Here is an 18,416-nt window from a genome sequence, read left to right as displayed (position 1 = left end):
ACGATTGGCGTAAAAGAGCTTCCGATATGGCGATGGCTTGAAGGTTTTTGCGATTAACTTGCTAGATTGGTCAGATGGTGGCCCTGAACCGGGTGCAGAAGCTGGTGAAATCGATGACACCATTGATGTTGAGCCGTTGCTGCCCAGCATTGGCCTTACCTGGAATCAGTTTTGGTTTTTTGTAAACGAAACCCAAGCGGTGCAACAGTTGGATGATCTCGCGTTCGCTATAGGTGACCTGCCAGGTTTGTTGGACATGGTGTGCAATCTGCTAAACCTTCCGATCCGCAGCTGATTTCAACTATTGAACAGGCCTTACAGAAATAGCACCACTCGCACTCCTCATCAAAGGAGTGCATTGATTTCAAGAATATCCTCTTCATCCAGACTTCCGGTTTCCGCCTGAAGCCGGAGTCTGGCCATCAGATAATCATAGTAAGATTGAGCAAGATCTCTGCGAGCTGAGAAATATTGCTGTTGTGCATTAAGAACATCCACTTCAGTTCGGACACCGACTTCCTGACCAAGTGACGTGGAATCCAGCTGACTGCGGCTGGAAATCAACGCCTGTCGCAACGCTCTGATTTGTGCAATACCATTAGTGACATTCAAATATTGCTGGCGTACCTGTAAGGCGGTCATGCGCCTTGTATTTTCCAGTTCTTCACGCGCCTTGTCACGGTTGGCAATTGCCTCCCTGACCTTGGACTGCACCGACAAGCCAGCAAAAATTGGTACATTCAATTGCAAGCCAACAGATTTACTGACAAGATCAATCCCCTGACCAGTAAATGCGCCACCAACACCCTTCTGGTTACTGTACTGTGCGACCAGATCAAGTGTCGGATAATGCCCTGCCTTGTTGCGCCTGATTTCCTGCTCGGCAAAATTGAATGCAACTTTTTGTATTTTGAGTGCAAAATTCCTTTCCTGTGCGCTTTGTACCCAGTCTTCCATTTCTCCTTCAGGTTGCAATAACGGATCAGCAATAATTTTTTCCAGGCTGGTGTCCTGCAGATCATGCGGAAAACGGTTAATCAGACCTTGCAAGGTGCGCCGTGCAATTTCCAACATATTTTTGGCTGCAATTTCCTGCGATAGGACTAAATCAAAGCGCGCTTGCGCTTCATGCGTATCCACAATCGTCGATACGCCTACCTCAAAATTTCGTTTAGCCTGCTCCAGTTGCTCGCTGATCGCTTTTTTTTGCGTTTCAACCACATCAAGATTGATTTGTGCCATCATTACGTCAAAATAATTTTGTGCTGTCCGCAGAATCAAGTCTTGTGCTGAAAGGACAAATTCTGCGTCCGCTTGCTTGACCTCATTTTTTGATTGCTCATAAACAATAAAATTTTCAATGCGAATAAGTGGTTGTGTCGCAGTCAAGGCAATGCCACGATTCTTGATCAACCGTTCCGGACCAAAGTTGGTATCAATATATTGATTCTGAGCTGAGCCAGTAAAATTGACAACCGGTAACAATCCGGCCCTGCTTTGCGGAATACGCTCCTGTGCCGCGACAAAAGCAGCCCGCGCCGCAGCGTATTGGGCATCATGTTCCCGCGCTTCGTGATAAATCTGCAAAAGATCCGCTGCCTGTACCTGAGTGAAAGAAATCAGGTACACAAGTAGCAGGAAAGGAGAACAGGCTAGGCTTTTCATGATTAAACCAATGCACTCCGTTTGTTATTAGTTCAAAGACCTGAGCTATCCGGGCATCTCCAAAAACTCATATTTCATCACAATACTTCGTTACTCATAAAAAATATTTCTTTATATATCAATCATATACTGCGTTAACATTTTTTATTCGCGCCCGGTCTTGCTTAGAACTCTGAATTTTTAGAGGTACCCATCTGTAATTCAGTTACGATGCTCAGCGCAATATCTTGGCTGCAGCTAAGCTTTGCGGTTAAAAGTGAAATTGCTCGACTTGTATTGCATTCTTCAGAGGAGCGGTGCAGGTTTCAAACAAAAATGCTGAGTGAAATTTACCTGGTGCAATACAGTTAATCAATGTCGCTTGCATGATAGGCTCTTCCCCGACGATGGCAAACAGTCGTCCACCTGGCGCTAAGTCATTCTTGAATGCGTCAGGAAGAACGGGGGTCGAGGCAGTCAATACGATGACATCGTAAGGTGCATGGGCAGGCCAGCCCTTTGCGCCATCGCCATGTTTCAAGGTCACATTATGTATGTCATGCACCTGCAGGTTTATTTTAGCGGCAGCCAGCAATGCAGATTCAATTTCTACACTATAGACATGCGCGCCAAGCTGCGCCAGCAATGCTGTCATATAGCCGGTGCCGGTACCGATTTCTAAAATGTTATCGGATTTTTTGATATGCAATTCCTGTATGATACGCGCTTCCATCTTGGGAGTCAGCATCACGGCGCCATGCTCCAGTGGAATTTCCATATCCATGAACGCCATGGAGCGATAGGCAGCAGGAACATACTCCTCGCGCTTGGTTTTGTATAACAAATCAAGTATTTTTCGATCGAGTACATCCCAAGTTCGAATCTGCTGTTCGACCATGTTGAAACGAGTTTGCTCGATATTGATCATCGGTATCATCAATTTTTATCGGTAAAAAGAATCAAACTTGCAATTATTCCATAATTCCATTAGCTTGACAGCTTGGCTAGGGGTCCACATTTCTGAAATGCTGGTGAGAAAGTCCCTTAATACCTGATGCGGATAATGCTGCCGGAGGGAAGCCTGGAAAAAATTTCCAGCTCCCTGCGGCTTTTGAGGAGCATAACATGAAAACCAATCTTTCCAGTCTGGATCATTTTACTAATGAAAGCGCGCGCGTAGATACAGCCGCGATCCAGCCGTTGCCGAATTCACGCAAGGTCTATATACAGGGAACCCGTCCTGACATTCGGGTACCAATGCGTGAGGTCAGTCAATCCGATACCGCAACCAGTCAGGGCACAGAAAAAAATCCTCCCATTCACATTTATGACACGTCCGGTCCTTATACGGACCCAGGAGCCGACATCGATATCCGTCGGGGCCTGGCTGGTATGCGCGAACCATGGATTGAAGCGCGGGGTGATACGGAAGTACTTGGCGGGTTAACTTCAGATTATAGCCGCGAGCGGATGAATGATACCAAACTGAGCGCGATGCGTTTTAATCTCAAACGTCCGGCGCGGTGTGCAAGAACCGGTATGAATGTCACGCAGCTGCATTACGCTCGGCGCGGCATTATTACGCCAGAAATGGAATTTATCGCGATACGGGAAAATCAGCAGCAAGCGTTGACGGAATTTGCTGGCAATGACCTGTTGACGAAACAGCACCCTGGTCAGAATTTTGGTGCCACCACTCAAAAATTGATTACACCGGAGTTTGTTCGTGACGAGGTGGCGCGTGGACGCGCGATCATTCCTGCTAACATCAATCACCCAGAATCTGAACCGATGATTATTGGTCGTAATTTTCTGGTCAAGATTAATGCCAATATCGGTAATTCCGCACTGGGCTCCAGCATTCAGGATGAAGTGGAAAAAATGACCTGGGCAATCCGCTGGGGAGGGGATACCGTTATGGATCTGTCCACCGGCAAAAACATTCACGAAACACGTGAATGGATCATCCGTAATAGCCCGGTACCGATTGGAACCGTCCCTATCTATCAAGCACTGGAAAAGGTGGACGGTCGCGCCGAAGAACTGACCTGGGAAATCTTTCGCGACACCCTGATCGAGCAAGCCGAGCAGGGTGTGGATTATTTCACCATTCATGCCGGCGTACGCTTGGCCTATGTGCCCATGACTGCAAAGCGGATGACGGGGATCGTTTCGCGTGGCGGCTCCATTATGGCGAAATGGTGTCTAGCTCATCATCGTGAAAGTTTCCTCTACACACACTTCGAGGAAATCTGCGAAATCATGAAAGCCTATGATGTCAGCTTCTCATTAGGTGACGGCCTGCGCCCCGGCTCGATTTATGATGCCAATGACGAAGCGCAGTTTGCCGAGCTGAAAACCCTTGGGGAACTGACCCATGTGGCCTGGAAGCATGATGTGCAAGTTATGATCGAAGGTCCCGGCCATGTGCCGATGCATATGATCAAGGAAAACATGGATTTGCAACTCCAATATTGCGATGAAGCGCCTTTCTATACATTGGGACCACTCACCACCGATATTGCTCCTGGTTATGATCATATTACTTCCGCCATCGGTGCCGCCATGATTGGCTGGTACGGCACGGCGATGCTGTGCTATGTCACTCCTAAGGAACATCTGGGGTTGCCGGACAAGGATGATGTCAAGGAAGGTATCATTACTTACAAAATTGCAGCACATGTAGCGGATCTTGCTAAAGGCCACCCTGGTGCCCAGATTCGTGACAATGCCTTGTCCAAGGCGCGTTTTGAATTCCGCTGGAATGACCAGTTCAATCTGGGGCTGGATCCTGACAAAGCACGTGAGTTTCATGACGAAACCTTGCCGCAGGAAGGCGCCAAAGTTGCCCATTTCTGCTCCATGTGTGGTCCGAATTTCTGCTCGATGAAGATTACGCAGGATGTACGCGATTATGCCGCACAGCAAGGGCTTTCCGAAACAGAAGCACTGGAAGATGGCATGGCCAGAAAAGCCAATGAATTTGTGGAAAAGGGTGGAGAAATCTACAACAAGCTTTGACGTGTGATTGTGAGCACTTTATTTGTGCTTCGCGCGAAGCCATATTTACTTAAAGGAAAATTTGCTGCCTATGGATTGGCCGATACTGCTTAAGGCGCTCTTGCTGGGAATCGTCGAAGGACTGACCGAGTTTCTGCCGATCTCCTCTACAGGCCATCTGATTCTAGTAGGCGACTTGCTGGATTTCAACGATGACAAGGCCAAGGTATTCACCGTCTCGATTCAGCTGGGCGCGATTCTGGCGGTATGCTGGGAATACCGTGAACGGCTGATTGGCGTGATGAATGGGCTGGGCGGCAAGCAAGCCAATCGATTCATATTCAACCTGCTCATTGCTTTCCTGCCCGCAGCGATACTGGGGCTACTGTTCATCAAGACTATCAAATACTACTTGTTTCATCCCCTCCCTGTGGCAATCGCGCTGATCGTCGGCGGTATCGTGATCCTGTGGGCCGAGCGTCGCGAACATGTGGTTGATGTCGAAAGCGTGGATGACATGGACTGGAAGCATGCGCTCAAGATCGGTTGCGCTCAGTGCCTTGCGCTGATTCCCGGTACATCCCGCTCGGGCGCAACCATCATCGGTGGACTGCTGTTCGGTCTGTCGCGCAAAACTGCTGCTGAATTCTCGTTTTTCCTGGCGATTCCCATCATGTTCGCCGCTACTTTCTACGACCTCTATCGTCATCAGGAATTTGTGTATCTCGATGACCTGGCCATGTTCATGGTGGGGTCGCTAGCAGCTTTCATCAGCGCATTGATCGCCATTCGTGGGCTGATGCGTTACATCAGTCACCACGACTTCACCCTGTTCGCCTGGTACCGGATCGGCTTTGGGCTGCTGATCCTGTTGACTGCATATACTGGCATGATCGACTGGTCTGAGTAATCAGGCCGCAAAAATCAGCTTTGTACCCAAGGCAGGCCGGCTGCTTTCCAACCGCCCTGCCGACCGCGATGGCCGGTTTCATCCTTGTCACCCTCAAAACCTTCCAGCACGTTGTAGCAATTAACAAAACCGTTCTGCTGCATGAGAGTGGCAGCATGATCGGAGCGGCCACCGCTGCGGCAAATGAACAGCAAAACCGCATCATCTGCTACCTGCTGTGTAAGCTGCTCCACAAAATCCGGGTTGGGCTGCATGCCCGGATAAGTACGTAATTCCACCTCGATTGCTCCCGGTATGCGTCCAACCCAGTCCAGCTCCGCCTTGCAGCGGACATCCACCAGCCTGGCCTGCTGTGGTAATGAAGTTAACACTGCCTGCGCTTCTACTGGCAACAATGCGCCCTCATAAGCCAGCCCCATCTCTTCTGCACGTTGCTGCGCCCGTGGCAAAATTTCATCAACTGTTTCCATCGCTCCTCTCTCCTTATTATTCAAAATTATTATAGTAGCAAATCTCCTTCTGGGGATTGCAGTATATCGCCAGCCTGTCAACCCGTTTCGTTCCTGCTTTTCTACAACGAATCGCACGTTTTGTCTGCCGAATCCAGCAATCAATGTCGCTACCTGTCAATCCGGATGACAGGGATTAATGGGCAAAATCCTTGCCTGTTCCTGTGATCGATTGCGGGTAACCAGCTGGATAATCCTGTCACATCAACAGGAGTCTGATATGGCAGAAGATAGCGATCTGGAAAAAACTGAACCGGCGTCCCCCAAGCGGCTTGAAAAAGCGCGCGAGGAGGGGCAGGTTGCGCGCTCACAGGAACTGACCACTTTTACAGTACTGATGGCTGCCGCGGGAAGCTTATGGTTTATTGGCTCGACCATTATGCACAAACTGGTTGCCATGCTGAGAAACGGGCTGCAGTTGGAGCGGGAACTGGCTCATGATCAGGCATTGCTATTGCCGCGGCTACTACAAGTGACGCTGGAAGGGCTGCTGGCAATTGCGCCGTTATTTGCCTGGCTGGCACTCGTGGCACTGGTTGCGCCGATGCTGCTGAGCGGATGGTTGTTCAGCGCTAAGGCGCTGGTACCGGACATCAAACGTCTTAATCCTACCAAGTGGCTCCAGCGCACCTTTTCGGTAGGTGGTGTAATCGAATTGTTCAAGGCAATTGCCAAGGCGTTGGTGATTGGCGGCGTAGCAGCGATGGTGATGTGGCAGTTCAAGGAGCAGGCATTTAATCAGATCAGCATGCCGTTGAATCTGGGGCTGGCCGCTATGGGTGAACTGATGGTACTGATATTTACGCTGGTTGTTGCCGCCATGCTCCTGATAGTGCTGATCGATGTGCCCTACCAGTTATGGAATCACGCACGTCAGTTGAAGATGTCGAAAGAGGAGTTGCGCAAAGAATCCAAAGAAGATGAGGGTGATCCGCAGGTCAAGGCGCGTATTCGCGGCTTGCAGAGGGAAGCAGCACGCCGTCGCATGATGGCAGAGCTGCCCAAGGCGGATGTGGTGGTGACGAATCCGACTCATTACGCGGTAGCGTTGAAATATCAGGATCGCTCGATGCAGGCACCGAAGGTGGTGGCAAAGGGCGTGCATCTGCTTGCGGCGCGTATTCGCGAAGTGGCGGCGGAGCACCATATTCCTGTACTGGAAGTGCCGCCACTGGCGCGGGCACTCTATCACCATGTGGAACTGGAAGTTGAGATACCTGAGAAACTTTATACAGCAGTGGCACATGTACTCGCCTATGTTTTCCAGTTACGGCGATATCAGAATTATGGCGGCGTAAATCCTCCAAAACTGCCAGAAATCATGGTGCCGGATGAACTGGATCAACCAGCCTGAAAATATATTACCTATTTGAGCCTATCAACTGAATTGAGCATGAAATGAGCCAATCCCTGTCACTGACAACCTTACTGCAAGGCAACCAGCTGCAAAGCCTTGCGGGGCCACTTTTGATCATCATGATCCTCGCAATGATGGTACTGCCATTGCCCCCGTTTGTGCTGGATGTGCTGTTCACCTTCAATATCGCACTGGCGATCATTGTACTGCTGGTCAGCCTGTATTCACGGCATGCGCTTGATTTTTCAGTTTTTCCAACAATTCTGTTGATTACTACCTTGCTGCGTTTGTCGCTCAATGTGGCATCAACGCGCGTGGTGCTGTTGAACGGCCATACCGGCCCGGATGCCGCCGGCAAGGTAATCGAGGCATTCGGTCATTTTCTGGTGGGTGGCAATTATGCGGTGGGATTGGTCGTCTTCATTATTCTGGTGGTCATTAATTTCGTGGTCATCACCAAGGGTGCCGGACGTATTGCCGAGGTCAGTGCGCGCTTTACACTGGATGCCATGCCGGGCAAGCAAATGGCTATAGATGCCGATCTCAATGCGGGCCTGATTGGTGAGGAAGATGCGCGTAAGCGACGTGAGCAGATTTCTCAGGAAGCTGATTTTTTCGGGTCAATGGATGGCGCGAGCAAGTTCGTACGCGGCGATGCGGTAGCCGGTATTCTGATCATGCTGATTACTATTATCGGTGGCCTGATAGTGGGAGTGATGCAGCATGAGCTGGCACTTGCTGATGCTGCTAGAAACTATACGCTGCTGACGATTGGCGATGGTCTGGTGGGGCAGATTCCGGCACTGATCATTTCGACCGCTGCGGGTCTGGTGGTGAGCCGCGTGAGCACTAATGAAGATCTCGGTCAACAGGTTATCGGCCAGCTATTTTCACGTCCGCAAGTGCTGTGGGTGACGGCGGGCATTATCGGTGGACTCGGCCTGGTGCCAGGAATGCCCAATCTGGTGTTTTTATTGCTGGCGGGAGTAATCGGCTCTATTGCATACTTGCGGGCACATCAGTCTGTGCAGGGGGAAGCCAGAACGGGTGAAGCAGAAGCTCCCGCTGTGATTGAGTCGCAGGATGCCAGTTGGAATGATGTCACCCAGGTGGATACGATCGGACTGGAAGTTGGCTATCGCCTCATTCCGCTGGTAGACAAAGCGCAACAGGGGGATCTGCTGCGACGCATCAGCAGTATTCGCAAAAAATTCGCACAGGAAATCGGCTATTTGCCGCCAGTTGTGCATATTCGTGACAACCTCGAACTACGCCCCAATGCATACCGTATCACGATGAAAGGCTCGGTCATCGGCCAGGGAGAAGCTTATAACGGCATGTATCTGGCAATCAACCCCGGTCAGGTGACGATGGCGCTGCCGGGGAACGTTACCGAGGATCCAGCCTTTGGGCTGCCGGCGGTGTGGATCGATGCCGGGCAACGTGAGCAGGCACAGGTTGGTGGCTATACCGTGGTAGATACCAGCACCGTGGTGACAACGCATCTCAACCACTTGCTGCGCAGTCATGCTGCTGAATTGCTGGGAAGAGAGGAGCTGCAGAAACTACTCGATCATCTAAACAAGGACGTGCCAAAACTGACCGACGATCTGATACCAAAATTGCTGCCATTGGCCAGCGTGCAGAAAGTGTTGCAATACCTTCTGGAAGAAGGGGTGCACATCCGCGATATGCGCACCATCATTGACACCTTGACCGAGCATGCCGGGCGCACCCAGGAAATTACCGAATTGATGGCGCAGGTCAGGTTGGCGCTGGGGCGTTCGATCACAGAGCAATGTTTTCCGTCTGGCGCCGAATTGCAGGTAATGCGTCTGCATCCGGAGCTTGAAGATATTCTGACCCAGGTGGTGCAATCCAATCCCATGGCAGATGGTGGTATCGAGCCCGGTCTGGCTGATTCGCTAATACGCGATACCAGCAGTGAAATCAGGCGCCTCGAAAGTTTGGGTCTGCCGGCGGTGCTGGTGGTGTCGGATGGCATCCGATTGCTGCTGGCACGTTTCCTGCGTCGCTCCTTACCTCAGTTGCGTGTACTTGCACATTCCGAAATACCGGATAGCAGAAAAATCAAATTCGTTTCCATCGTTGGAGGTAACAAAAAATGAAAGTGAGAAGATTCCTGGCGGTCAATTCGCGCGAAGCCTTGCGTAAGGTCAAGGAAGAGCTGGGCGCCGATGCGGTAATTTTGTCCAACAAAGCCGTGCCGGGGGGTATAGAGATCATGGCCCTGGCAAGCGACGAAATAGCGAGTCTTGCGGATAAATCCAGGCAAGCGGAAGTGTCAGCAGCCAATCAACACTCAGCAGCTTTGCGTGCTTCGGTGCCAGCCGCTCCACCGGTTGCGCCACCTGCACCATCAGAAAATATTCAATCCAAAAAAGCACAACCGGTGGCAAGCGGCGTTCCTGCAGTGACATCAGCACCGGAAATCGCAGCGACTTCAGAAACAACCAGGCCATCCAGAGTCCCTGATACACAGGCTATTCCTATTCCCAAGGCACCCGATCCGGCCAGAGCAGATAACGTCAACCAGAATATCATTCAGGAAATTCAGGCGATGCGGCAACTGATGGAAGATCAACTGGCAAGCGTCGGGTGGAGCCAGTTTTCACAGACACATCCTGACAGCATGAAAGTATTGCGCACGTTGCTGAATGCCGGATTTAGCCCGTTATTGGCAAGACACCTGCTCGATAAATTACAGATTGATGCCAATTTTGAGCAGGGGTTGAAAAAAACTATCACACTCTTGACACTGAACCTGCGTACGGCAGACAGCGATGAAATGATTGAGCAGGGTGGTATTTATACGTTGATTGGGCCGACCGGCGTCGGTAAAACCACAACCACCGCAAAACTGGCAGCACGTGCCGTCATCCGACATGGTGCGGATAAGGTGGCATTGCTGACAACGGATAGTTACCGTATCGGTGGGCATGAGCAGTTGCGTATCTACGGCAAATTGCTGGGCGTACCGGTACGCAGCATCAAGGACATTGATGATTTGCAATTGATGCTGCACGAATTACGCGGTAAACATATGGTACTGATCGATACCGTTGGCATGAGCCAGCGTGATCAGATGCTGGCCGAACAAATTGCGATGATGAGTCAGTGCGGCACGACCATCAAACACCTGTTGCTGCTGAACGCTACCAGTAATGGCGGCACATTGGATGAGGTCATTTCCGCCTACCAGCAACATGGTATCCATGGTTGCATTATTACCAAGATGGATGAGGCTGCTGGCCTGGGCACGGTACTGGATGCGGTCATTCGCCGCAAACTGAAGCTGCATTACGTCACCAATGGCCAGAAGGTACCTGAGGATCTGCATGCGGCGAATTCCCGCTATCTGCTGCATCGCATCTTCAAACCGTTATCGGAGGATTCCCCGTTTACGCTGCAGGATACCGAATTTGCTCTGACGATGGCCGGACAGGCTGCTGGTCGACCGGGAACAGGCCGTCAGACACACGCTGGGATAGACCATGATTAATCGTCAGGCAGATCAGGCATCTGGTCTGCGGCAATTAGCAGCGCTGGGTGCTGAACAAGGCGTGCGAGTGTTTGCGGTGGTGGGCGGCAGAACAGGCGTCGGCAAAACCAGTACCGTGATCAATCTGGCAATGGCGCTGACCAGAATTGGCAAGCGTGTACTTATTCTGGATGAAAATCCGCGCCACAACGATGTCAATGCCAATCTTGGTCTCAAGGCACGCTATGACTTGCAGCACGTTATCAATCGCGACAAATTGCTGGATGAAGTCATAACTCGCGGCCCCGGAGGCGTTCAGGTGCTGACGGCCATGCGCGGCATTCACTCGCTGGCAAAGCTGATGCCGCGCGATCAGGACTGGCTGATCAACAGCTTCGGCGAGATTTCGCAACTGGTGGATGTCGTCCTGATTGATACCGCCATCGGTGCCGCAAGTCGTGTGGTTTCGCTCAGTCTGGCCTCGCAGCAAGTGCTGATTGTACTGTCAGGCTCCGGTCAATCCATTACGGATGCCTACGCATTAATCAAACTGATCAGCCAGGAATATGCGCGGCGCGATTTTCTGATGCTGGTCAATAAAGTCGCTTCAATAGCTGTCGGGCAGGCTATTTTTGATAATGTGGCAGCCGTAGCACGCAAACACCTGTCTGTCAGACTGGAATCGCTGGGTTGCATCCCATTCGATGACAAATTACAGCGTGCCTCCCATCTCTGTCAGTCCGTTGTCGATATTTTTCCGGATTCATTATCGGCAACCAGTTACCGTCATCTGGCGGATGGTTTGTTACGTAGCGCCTACCCCGGCAACCAGGACGATGGCGTTGAAAACTTCATGCAACGCCTGATTCGAACCAGTCATATCGATAAAGTGGATTTCACCGTATGAGCGAGCTTATGTATACCGAAACCGGCACGATTAACAAAGAGCAGCTTATTACCGAGCACACCCCGCTGGTCAAGCGGATTGCCTATCACATGATGGCCAAGCTGCCCGCCAGTGTTCAGGTGGATGATCTGATTCAGGCCGGGATGATTGGTTTGCTGGATGCGATTGGTCGCTATGAAGGCTCCTATGGCCGGCAATTTGAAAGCTATGCAGCGCAGCGGATTCGCGGCTCGATTCTCGACGAATTGAGAGAGGCGGACTGGCTTCCACGCAGTCTGCGTAAAAAAATGCGCCAGATCGAAGCCGCAATGCGTACGCTGGAACAGCGACTGGGACATCCGCCCAGTGAGCAGGAACTATCGCAAGAACTGAATATGACACTGGGAGATTATCAGGAAGCCCTGCAGGAGGCGCGTGGTGGGCAATTGATTTATTACGAGGATTTTCAGGAAGAAGATGAAGATCATTTTCTGGATCGCTTGTGCGGTACTCAGGATAATCAGCCATTTGATCAGTTATTGGAAAAAAATTTGCGCGAAATGTTGGTCGATGCGATCGATAAACTACCGCCTAGAGAAAAACTGGTGATGGGGATGCATTACGAAGAGGAAATGAATCTGCGTGAGATTGGCGAAGTGCTGGGTGTTAGTGAATCACGCGTATGCCAATTGCACACTCAGGCCATTGCCCGTTTGCGAACTCGCCTAAGATCCAAATAGAAAAACAAATTTTTTGTGGCGCTACCCTTCCACGCAGTGAGGAAATCGGCGAGAAAGAATAATACAGGGTGGCGTCTCCTTTTTATCTATGCACTCGTGGGGGCATGATTTTCTGGCGGACGTGTTCGGCCAAACCCACGCCTGCCTCAGACATGGTGAGATAGGCCTGATCGGCACCGGCGGCGATGATTTGGGCGGCCTCGTCCTCGTGCATACTGTGGGATACGATGATGCCTTCGAAGCCAGCCTGGCGCAATTTCTGTGTAGCGATGCGTTTAGCTTCGGCCTCATTCAGGCTAAGAATTACCGCGCGCACCTTGCCGAAGTCCAAGTCCTCCCAAAACATCTGGTCCTCCGCGTCGGCGAAGAAAATATTATAACCATCTTCCGTACACTTGAGCACACGCGCAGGGTCCGAATCGAGTGCCACGATCTGGCAACTGTCCTGCAAGTACTTGTATGCGGCAGTCCCGGTGCGGCCCATGCCCATGATGAGGACATCGGCGTAGCCGAGAGAGACCGGCTGTTCGTCGGGATGACGGATATTTCGTTCGAAAGGGATCAGGCGTCGGGCGAAGCGTTCATACAGCGGATGGGCAACTCGATTGAGCGGTGCGGAGACCACGAAGGATAGAGCCACGGTAAGGGCCAGAGGCACCAGCCATTCTGGCAGCGCCACACTGGCCACAATGAGACCAAATTCGCTGTAATTACTGAGGCTTAGGCCAGACAGGAAGGCACTACGCGCACGTAATTTGAAGGACACGAGTAACAGGAAGAACAAGACCGCCTTCAGCGGCAGTAACGCCGTCATCGCAATCGCAAACCACCATGCATCGGCGTCCGGCAGGCCACCGACGCCGATCTCGAGGAAGAAGCCCACGAGGAAGAATTCCTTGATACTCCACAGCGACTTCGATAATTCGCTGGCACGGGGATGCTTGGCGAGCATCCCTCCGAATACCAGCGCGCCGAGTTCGGAGCTCAGGCCAACTAGTTCAAAACCATAGCCTCCAATCACAAGGGCGAGCAGTAGTCCGAACAGCATTAGCAGATCTTCGTGGCCGCTGGCGTCCATGAGTTTAAAAAGGAGCGGTCGCAGCAAGGGCAGTGCGAAGACCCCTAGCGTCCATACTGATGGGGTGGTGCCGCTGGCAACACTCATCACCACCAGGGCGATGAGGTCCTGTGCTACAAGGATGCCGATCGCCACACGACCATGGAAGGCACGCAGCTCGCGTTTAGTTTCTAATATTTTCGCGGCCAGTACCGTGCTGGAGAAGGACAGGGCTATGGCGAGGAGGATCGCGCTGTAGAGCGTGACGTCGAAGAACAACGCAATGATCGGCGTAAACAGCACAACCGAGAGTGTGAAGTGGGAAGTACAGCCGCCAATAACTTCCGTCTTCACGAGATTGCGCACGTTGAGCTTGAGGCCTACGGTGAACAATAGCAGTAGAACCCCAAGATGAGAAACGTGACTCAGGATCTCTCCATCCTCACTGGGCATTCCGATCCTGTCCGAGACGGAGGCGATGACGAAACCAGCAACGAGATAGCCAACGAGAGGTGGCAACCCAATGAACCGTACCAGTAATCCGATACTGAAGGCAAAGCCTATCCATACGGCTTCAAGCATCTAGGGCATCCTTTTATAAGTAAGTCAAAATCGCCCCATGTTCTGCCATCGTCCACACGAACTGTTTGGCCAGTGCTGTAGAGCGTCTCTTCCGTTTAAAAGTAAGTAATGGCGAAATTATAGGGGCTTCCGAGGGATATAAAGTAAAATCTGAAGAAACTAATATCGTGTTGATGAAGCGATAGCACAAGCGGTAGTAGTCTATCCAGCTGATCAATCTGCACACGGTCAACACCGAACCAGCAATAGACTGCGTAAGAAAGGTGTATTTGTATCAGACAGTGACGTACGCTCTATTTGGCGGTGCCATAACCTGGAGAATTTCAAAAAAACGCCTAAAAGTACTTGGGGCCGAAGTAGCAGATGACGGCATTATCCTCAGTGATACACAAGTTTCTGCATTTGAAAAAAGAAGTGCGATGTTGAAGCCTGGGAGAAATTGAAGAAACCCATCCCGGTTACTTGGGTTCAAAGATATGTTCTATGTCGGCGATCTCAAAGGCGTTTACCCTATGTATTATACATACCGCACTTCAAATTTTGACATTCAAGCGTGACCGATGCTTTGGGAGCGATCGGTCAATAGCGAGCGTAGCGAGGCGTGGTTCTAGTTTAGTCCGGCAAAGAAGTTGTCGCACGCTGTTTTGAATTGGGAAAAGGTTTCGTAGTAGCGCCCATGCAGTACGGTTTTCTTAGAAAATTTCCAAAACCGCTCGATCAAGTTGAGATTCGGCGCATAAGGCGGCAGGAAAGCCAGGTCGATTTTATGGAAAAAGGGTGGCGTTCCTTTTTTTGATCGGTCCGCCTTTACGGTAGCGCTTGTGATGGTTGCGCACATTTTCCCGATCTATCATCAGCGCCCTGCGCGACTCGGTCGACTGGCCAGCAAGTACACGCCCTTGATCCGATCCACATACCACTTGTCGCTGGTATGGCGATGCTCGTACTCCAGCTCGTCGAGTTCTTGTTGTGTTAGGGGATAACAATTTGACATGGACTGATTATAAATAAATCAGCCGGTTATCGTGCACTCCTAAATCAAATTTTGATTAGCGAGAGGTATAGCTTGACAATTACCGTCTGTATGAGTTATATCAAAAAAGGTCCGTTACCGTCCTGTGCAAGCTCGCCGGTCTACCCAAGCCTGTGGGCGAAATCGAAGGCTAAATTGGGTGAGAATTACAAAACCAACGTTTGAATAGAAACTTACGATAAAGGAGAGATATGATGAAAAGCCTTCTGGATAAGTTATTTGGTACAGCCTTGTTAAGCATAGCGGTTGTTATGTCATCGCCTGTGTTTGCCGAAGACTCAACATTGCCTGCCAAGACAGAGACGCAATCGAAAGCCAGCCAATCAGTACAACCGCAGGTCGAAAAGAAGGCTGTCGATGAGGCCTTGTAGGCATTAGCGCCGACCACAGGTAAGCTTGGAGTCGATTTTGGCAAGGGATCCAAAACTGGCATTGGCCCCTGTGGACGTTGATGTGGTGATATACGATTTATTGGCGAGCCCGGACACAATTAAGGACGTCATCTAGGAGGCGGAGGATTTTATCGAAGACGGTAAGGTTCAACAGGCTCGACTGCTCGTGGCAAACCTGGCGAGCGAGATGGTTTTTCGCACCACCAATATTCCTCTGGCCACTTATCCGGCTGCGATCAAAGCGATCACACCATTGATTGGCGAAGGCAAGTTCGGTGAGGCGAAGGTGGAATTGCAAGCAGCACTTAATACACTGGTGGTAACGATAGACAAGATTATGCTGGATACAAATATGGCCAGTTATATTATCAAAAGCCATCCCCCGGAGATTCGACACCGGCTGGCGGCGCTGCCGATGGGCAGTATTACCATATCCGCAGTCACACAAGGCGAGCTTTTATATGGCTTAGCCCGCAAGGGACATCCGGCCACCCTTGCAAAACTTATCCGGGAATTTCTATTTCGTGTTGAGACATTGCCCTGGGAAGAGCAAGCTGCCACCGTTTATGGCGATTTACGCGCTTCTTGCATGTCGGTTGGCATTACACTTGGGGCACTCGACATGATGATCGCCGCGCATGCAATAGCCGCCAATACAATACTTGTCACCCATGATAAAGCATTCAGCCTAGTTCCCGATGGTATCTTGACTATCGAAGATTGGATGAATGAAGTTTAAGTTATAAACGATGGCGGCAAAAAACAAGCTGCTGACGGTACTATTCGAGGTTCTGTCGCATTAAGCAATTCTTGGTAATTTTTATTCTATTAAATCATAGATATATTTATTAGAAATTCGCTTAATGCGACAGAACCGTTTAAACTCACCAAAAATCAACGACGCACATCAGCAGTCAGTAGCTCAAAGTCTGTCACCCTCGGATCAGGCCGTCCGAACAGATCTAGCACCAGTTCCTTCCGCTCGTCGTTCGTGAAACGGTAGGGGACCGCAGCATAAGCGGCCTCGATTACTTCCTCGAAGTTTTTGTAAGGGAGATCGAAAACCAGGCCAGGTTCAGCCTGTGCGATATGCGCCAGGACCTGGTTACCGGTCGGGCGCAGTATCGAAGATGGAAAAAGAAGTCGTTTTGGTATGTTAACTTTCTTTGTCCAGTACGGTTCGAGATCAGTGAGGAACAAGAGGGAGCCCGTCTCTATATCCCACAACCGGAGGGTCAGGTCATTGCTAGAAGCCAGGAGATACCGACCTGAAACAGAGATGTTGAATAAGGAGTTTTCCACTTCCGGGCCATGGATTGTTCGTATTAACTGCCCGCTTCTCGGATGCCACAGCCCGATGGTGCCGACGTCATCGCTCGTCACAACATACTGCCCGTCCAGTGTAAACCCATGCACGTTTGTATTTTCCCGCGCTCCTTTGAGTTCGGTGACCAAGTCACCGGTGTGCGTATCCCACACGGCAGCGCGACTCCAAGCATTTCCTGCCGCCACTAGCGACCCATCGGGACTGGCCGTAGCTCGAACCACCCCTCCGTCACCCTCTCGTACTCGGATCTCCACGAGCGGTGCCCCGTTTTCCGTGTTCCAAAAACGAATGAATGAGCCTCCAGCCGTCATCACCCGATCCCCTTTTCCTACGAAAGCTGAATAATGTAAATTCTTATGAGGGCCGATAACCGCGAGTTCTTTACCACGCACTGCATCCCAGATTCGAGCGAAGCTACCATTCCAATTGCCATTCTCGCTTTTTCCGCTTATTACCATGATTTTAGATCCATCAGGCGAAAACTGAGCCAGCTCGTCGTACAAATCGCCTACAGGAAAGACAGGAGAAAATGTCAGCAGCTGCTCAAAGGTTTTGGCGTCATACAGGTAAGCTTCACCCTTATACACGTCGCTAGGAACTAATAAACGAGAGCTGTCCGGACTGAAGGCGACAGAAGCCTCCACACTATCTGTCTGAAAATCACCCAAGCGCACGGCTTTTTTCTTTCCTGCTTGCCAGACCAGCACCGCACCATCGCCGCTCGCAGCAATCAACGTGCCGTCCGGACTGAAAGTAAACCTATCTGGATTGCCTTTATCTGGCTCTGTTGCAAAAAATAGCGTTGGCTAGAGTAAATCTCTGATATTTTTGATTATGCGGTGTAAATATCGAATTGTCTTTCAATAAGACGGATTTCTCCTATGAGACCTTGCCCATATTTCCATGCATCCATCTGTCCTTTCTTGAACATGTGCATGAGTTCAAACCCCTTGATCGTTGCATAGGCGGTCTTCATGGATTTGAACCCGCGTACGGGATTTATCAGCTGTTTGAGTTTTCCATGATCAGCCTCGACAATATTGTTCAAGTACTTTACCTGCCGGTGTACCGTATCCTCAGGGCATTTCCCTTCTTCCTTCAACTCATCAATGGCAGGACCGAAAGTCGGCGCTTTATCTGTATTAATTGTCTGCGGATGTGCCCATGGTTTTATGGATTTGAGCGCTTTGCCTAGAAACCGTTTGGCGGCTTTCTTATTACGGGTAGGTGAAAGATAGAAATCAATCGTGTCACCGTGCTTATCAATAGCTCGGTACAAATATGTCCATTTCCCTTTAACCTTCACATAGGTTTCATCTACCCGCCAGCTGTAGCCCATCGTCGGCTTGTAGTACCACCGCATGCGTTTTTCCATTTCGGGTGCATAATGTTGAACCCAACGATAAAGCGTTGTGTGATCGACTTCAAATCCACGCTCCAACATCATTTCTTCCAATTCACGATAGCTAATTCCGTA

At 50.6% G+C, this 18,416-nt stretch carries 19 protein-coding genes, 2 pseudogenes and 1 riboswitch; of the genes and pseudogenes, 12 read left to right on the top strand and 9 right to left on the bottom strand.

What is annotated here, in order from left to right; genetic code table 11:
* The first annotated feature begins 37 nt into the window (after positions 1–37).
* Positions 38–295 carry a hypothetical protein gene (locus NSMM_RS16360; RefSeq protein ID WP_245654655.1) on the top strand — a complete coding sequence of 86 codons (258 nt, stop codon included), beginning with the start codon at positions 38–40 and terminating at the stop codon, positions 293–295.
* A 50-nt stretch (positions 296–345) separates the two neighbouring features.
* Here NSMM_RS16360 and NSMM_RS02695 read toward each other — a convergent pair whose 3' ends face one another.
* Together NSMM_RS02695 and NSMM_RS02690 are read right to left on the bottom strand one after the other, a co-directional pair.
* Complete coding sequence (locus tag NSMM_RS02695) at positions 346–1,668, bottom strand: TolC family outer membrane protein (protein WP_425412348.1); 1,323 nt, start codon at positions 1,666–1,668, stop codon at positions 346–348.
* Positions 1,669–1,915: 247 nt separating this feature from the next.
* Positions 1,916–2,572, bottom strand: coding sequence for a protein-L-isoaspartate O-methyltransferase family protein (locus tag NSMM_RS02690; RefSeq protein ID WP_090284369.1), 657 nt, complete (start codon positions 2,570–2,572; stop codon positions 1,916–1,918).
* Between the two features lie 68 nt (positions 2,573–2,640).
* Positions 2,641–2,739, top strand: a riboswitch (TPP riboswitch).
* A gap of 30 nt (positions 2,740–2,769) precedes the next feature.
* Here NSMM_RS02690 and thiC point away from each other — a divergent pair.
* Positions 2,770–4,665 (top strand): phosphomethylpyrimidine synthase ThiC, encoded by a 1,896-nt coding sequence (thiC, locus tag NSMM_RS02685; protein ID WP_090284405.1) that lies wholly within the window; start codon positions 2,770–2,772, stop codon positions 4,663–4,665.
* A gap of 70 nt (positions 4,666–4,735) precedes the next feature.
* Positions 4,736–5,554: an undecaprenyl-diphosphate phosphatase gene (locus NSMM_RS02680; protein ID WP_090284367.1), complete on the top strand. Its 819-nt coding sequence runs from the start codon at positions 4,736–4,738 to the stop codon at positions 5,552–5,554.
* Positions 5,555–5,568: 14 nt separating this feature from the next.
* Here the strand turns inward: NSMM_RS02680 and NSMM_RS02675 are convergent, their stop codons facing one another.
* Positions 5,569–6,024: a rhodanese-like domain-containing protein gene (locus tag NSMM_RS02675; protein ID WP_090284365.1), complete on the bottom strand. Its 456-nt coding sequence runs from the start codon at positions 6,022–6,024 to the stop codon at positions 5,569–5,571.
* A 259-nt stretch (positions 6,025–6,283) separates the two neighbouring features.
* On the opposite strand from NSMM_RS02675, the gene flhB reads away from it, so the two are divergent.
* From flhB to NSMM_RS02650, 5 genes are read left to right on the top strand one after another with little or no spacing between them, the layout of a single operon-like run.
* Complete coding sequence (gene flhB, locus NSMM_RS02670) at positions 6,284–7,417, top strand: flagellar biosynthesis protein FlhB (protein ID WP_090284363.1); 1,134 nt, start codon at positions 6,284–6,286, stop codon at positions 7,415–7,417.
* A gap of 44 nt (positions 7,418–7,461) precedes the next feature.
* A complete protein-coding gene (gene flhA, locus NSMM_RS02665; RefSeq protein WP_090284361.1) occupies positions 7,462–9,549 on the top strand; it encodes a flagellar biosynthesis protein FlhA in 2,088 nt (695 codons plus the stop codon).
* Positions 9,546–10,943 carry a flagellar biosynthesis GTPase FlhF gene (flhF, locus tag NSMM_RS02660; protein ID WP_090284359.1) on the top strand — a complete coding sequence of 466 codons (1,398 nt, stop codon included), beginning with the start codon at positions 9,546–9,548 and terminating at the stop codon, positions 10,941–10,943. The genes flhA and flhF overlap by 4 nt, the downstream gene beginning before the upstream one ends.
* Positions 10,936–11,829, top strand: coding sequence for a nucleotide-binding protein (locus NSMM_RS02655; protein ID WP_090284357.1), 894 nt, complete (start codon positions 10,936–10,938; stop codon positions 11,827–11,829). The genes flhF and NSMM_RS02655 overlap by 8 nt, the downstream gene beginning before the upstream one ends.
* A gap of 8 nt (positions 11,830–11,837) precedes the next feature.
* Positions 11,838–12,548 (top strand): RNA polymerase sigma factor FliA, encoded by a 711-nt coding sequence (locus NSMM_RS02650; protein ID WP_090284403.1) that lies wholly within the window; start codon positions 11,838–11,840, stop codon positions 12,546–12,548.
* A gap of 82 nt (positions 12,549–12,630) precedes the next feature.
* Here the strand turns inward: NSMM_RS02650 and NSMM_RS02645 are convergent, their stop codons facing one another.
* The gene (locus NSMM_RS02645) at positions 12,631–14,187 is read right to left on the bottom strand and encodes a cation:proton antiporter family protein (protein WP_090284356.1); all 1,557 of its coding nucleotides are present in this window, start codon (positions 14,185–14,187) and stop codon (positions 12,631–12,633) included.
* 65 nt (positions 14,188–14,252) lie between these two features.
* On the opposite strand from NSMM_RS02645, the gene NSMM_RS16945 reads away from it, so the two are divergent.
* Together NSMM_RS16945 and NSMM_RS16355 are read left to right on the top strand one after the other, a co-directional pair.
* Positions 14,253–14,372: a DUF1508 domain-containing protein gene (locus NSMM_RS16945; protein ID WP_176753831.1), complete on the top strand. Its 120-nt coding sequence runs from the start codon at positions 14,253–14,255 to the stop codon at positions 14,370–14,372.
* Positions 14,354–14,705: pseudogene (locus tag NSMM_RS16355) on the top strand (IS481 family transposase); the annotation flags it as partial. The gene NSMM_RS16945 and the pseudogene NSMM_RS16355, both read left to right, overlap by 19 nt.
* 89 nt (positions 14,706–14,794) lie before the next feature.
* On the opposite strand, the gene NSMM_RS02635 reads toward NSMM_RS16355, so the two are convergent.
* Together NSMM_RS02635 and NSMM_RS15505 are read right to left on the bottom strand one after the other, a co-directional pair.
* On the bottom strand, positions 14,795–15,025 hold the full coding sequence (locus tag NSMM_RS02635) for a transposase (RefSeq protein ID WP_090284352.1): 231 nt from the start codon (positions 15,023–15,025) through the stop codon (positions 14,795–14,797).
* 15 nt (positions 15,026–15,040) lie between these two features.
* Complete coding sequence (locus tag NSMM_RS15505; RefSeq protein WP_176753830.1) at positions 15,041–15,181, bottom strand: hypothetical protein; 141 nt, start codon at positions 15,179–15,181, stop codon at positions 15,041–15,043.
* A 233-nt stretch (positions 15,182–15,414) separates the two neighbouring features.
* Between NSMM_RS15505 and NSMM_RS15030 the strand changes: the two genes are divergently transcribed.
* Together NSMM_RS15030 and NSMM_RS02630 are read left to right on the top strand one after the other, a co-directional pair.
* Positions 15,415–15,591 carry a hypothetical protein gene (locus NSMM_RS15030; RefSeq protein ID WP_176753829.1) on the top strand — a complete coding sequence of 59 codons (177 nt, stop codon included), beginning with the start codon at positions 15,415–15,417 and terminating at the stop codon, positions 15,589–15,591.
* Positions 15,592–15,742: 151 nt separating this feature from the next.
* On the top strand, positions 15,743–16,351 hold the full coding sequence (locus NSMM_RS02630; RefSeq protein ID WP_281200868.1) for a YfdX family protein: 609 nt from the start codon (positions 15,743–15,745) through the stop codon (positions 16,349–16,351).
* A 155-nt stretch (positions 16,352–16,506) separates the two neighbouring features.
* On the opposite strand, the gene NSMM_RS02625 is transcribed toward NSMM_RS02630, so the two are convergent.
* The 3 genes and pseudogenes from NSMM_RS02625 to NSMM_RS02620 all read right to left on the bottom strand — a co-directional run.
* A complete protein-coding gene (locus NSMM_RS02625; RefSeq protein ID WP_342671773.1) occupies positions 16,507–17,526 on the bottom strand; it encodes a WD40 repeat domain-containing protein in 1,020 nt (339 codons plus the stop codon).
* Positions 17,527–17,637: 111 nt separating this feature from the next.
* Positions 17,638–17,691, bottom strand: a pseudogene (locus NSMM_RS16845) (hypothetical protein); the annotation flags it as partial.
* A gap of 80 nt (positions 17,692–17,771) precedes the next feature.
* A partial coding sequence (locus NSMM_RS02620) for an IS6 family transposase (RefSeq protein WP_090284061.1) occupies positions 17,772–18,416 on the bottom strand: 645 nt, incomplete at its 5' end.

It is taken from the genome of Nitrosomonas mobilis (assembly GCF_900103035.1).
Lineage (GTDB): Bacteria > Pseudomonadota > Gammaproteobacteria > Burkholderiales > Nitrosomonadaceae > Nitrosomonas > Nitrosomonas mobilis.
The sequence above is the reverse complement of the archived record's forward strand: the minus strand, read 5'-3'. Positions and strand labels throughout refer to the sequence as shown.

Excerpts from the sequence above, each read along its gene's own strand:
- NSMM_RS15030 (WP_176753829.1), top strand. The coding sequence starts at position 15,415 with ATGAAAAGCCTTCTGGATAAGTTATTTGGTACAGCCTTGTTAAGCATA.
- NSMM_RS02675 (WP_090284365.1), bottom strand. The coding sequence starts at position 6,024 with ATGGAAACAGTTGATGAAATTTTGCCACGGGCGCAGCAACGTGCAGAA.
- NSMM_RS02635 (WP_090284352.1), bottom strand. The coding sequence starts at position 15,025 with ATGTGCGCAACCATCACAAGCGCTACCGTAAAGGCGGACCGATCAAAA.
- NSMM_RS15505 (WP_176753830.1), bottom strand. The coding sequence starts at position 15,181 with ATGTCAAATTGTTATCCCCTAACACAACAAGAACTCGACGAGCTGGAG.
- NSMM_RS02655 (WP_090284357.1), top strand. The coding sequence starts at position 10,936 with ATGATTAATCGTCAGGCAGATCAGGCATCTGGTCTGCGGCAATTAGCA.
- flhA (WP_090284361.1), top strand. The coding sequence starts at position 7,462 with ATGAGCCAATCCCTGTCACTGACAACCTTACTGCAAGGCAACCAGCTG.
- thiC (WP_090284405.1), top strand. The coding sequence starts at position 2,770 with ATGAAAACCAATCTTTCCAGTCTGGATCATTTTACTAATGAAAGCGCG.
- flhF (WP_090284359.1), top strand. The coding sequence starts at position 9,546 with ATGAAAGTGAGAAGATTCCTGGCGGTCAATTCGCGCGAAGCCTTGCGT.
- NSMM_RS02690 (WP_090284369.1), bottom strand. The coding sequence starts at position 2,572 with ATGATCAATATCGAGCAAACTCGTTTCAACATGGTCGAACAGCAGATT.
- NSMM_RS02650 (WP_090284403.1), top strand. The coding sequence starts at position 11,838 with ATGTATACCGAAACCGGCACGATTAACAAAGAGCAGCTTATTACCGAG.
- NSMM_RS02680 (WP_090284367.1), top strand. The coding sequence starts at position 4,736 with ATGGATTGGCCGATACTGCTTAAGGCGCTCTTGCTGGGAATCGTCGAA.
- flhB (WP_090284363.1), top strand. The coding sequence starts at position 6,284 with ATGGCAGAAGATAGCGATCTGGAAAAAACTGAACCGGCGTCCCCCAAG.
- NSMM_RS02645 (WP_090284356.1), bottom strand. The coding sequence starts at position 14,187 with ATGCTTGAAGCCGTATGGATAGGCTTTGCCTTCAGTATCGGATTACTG.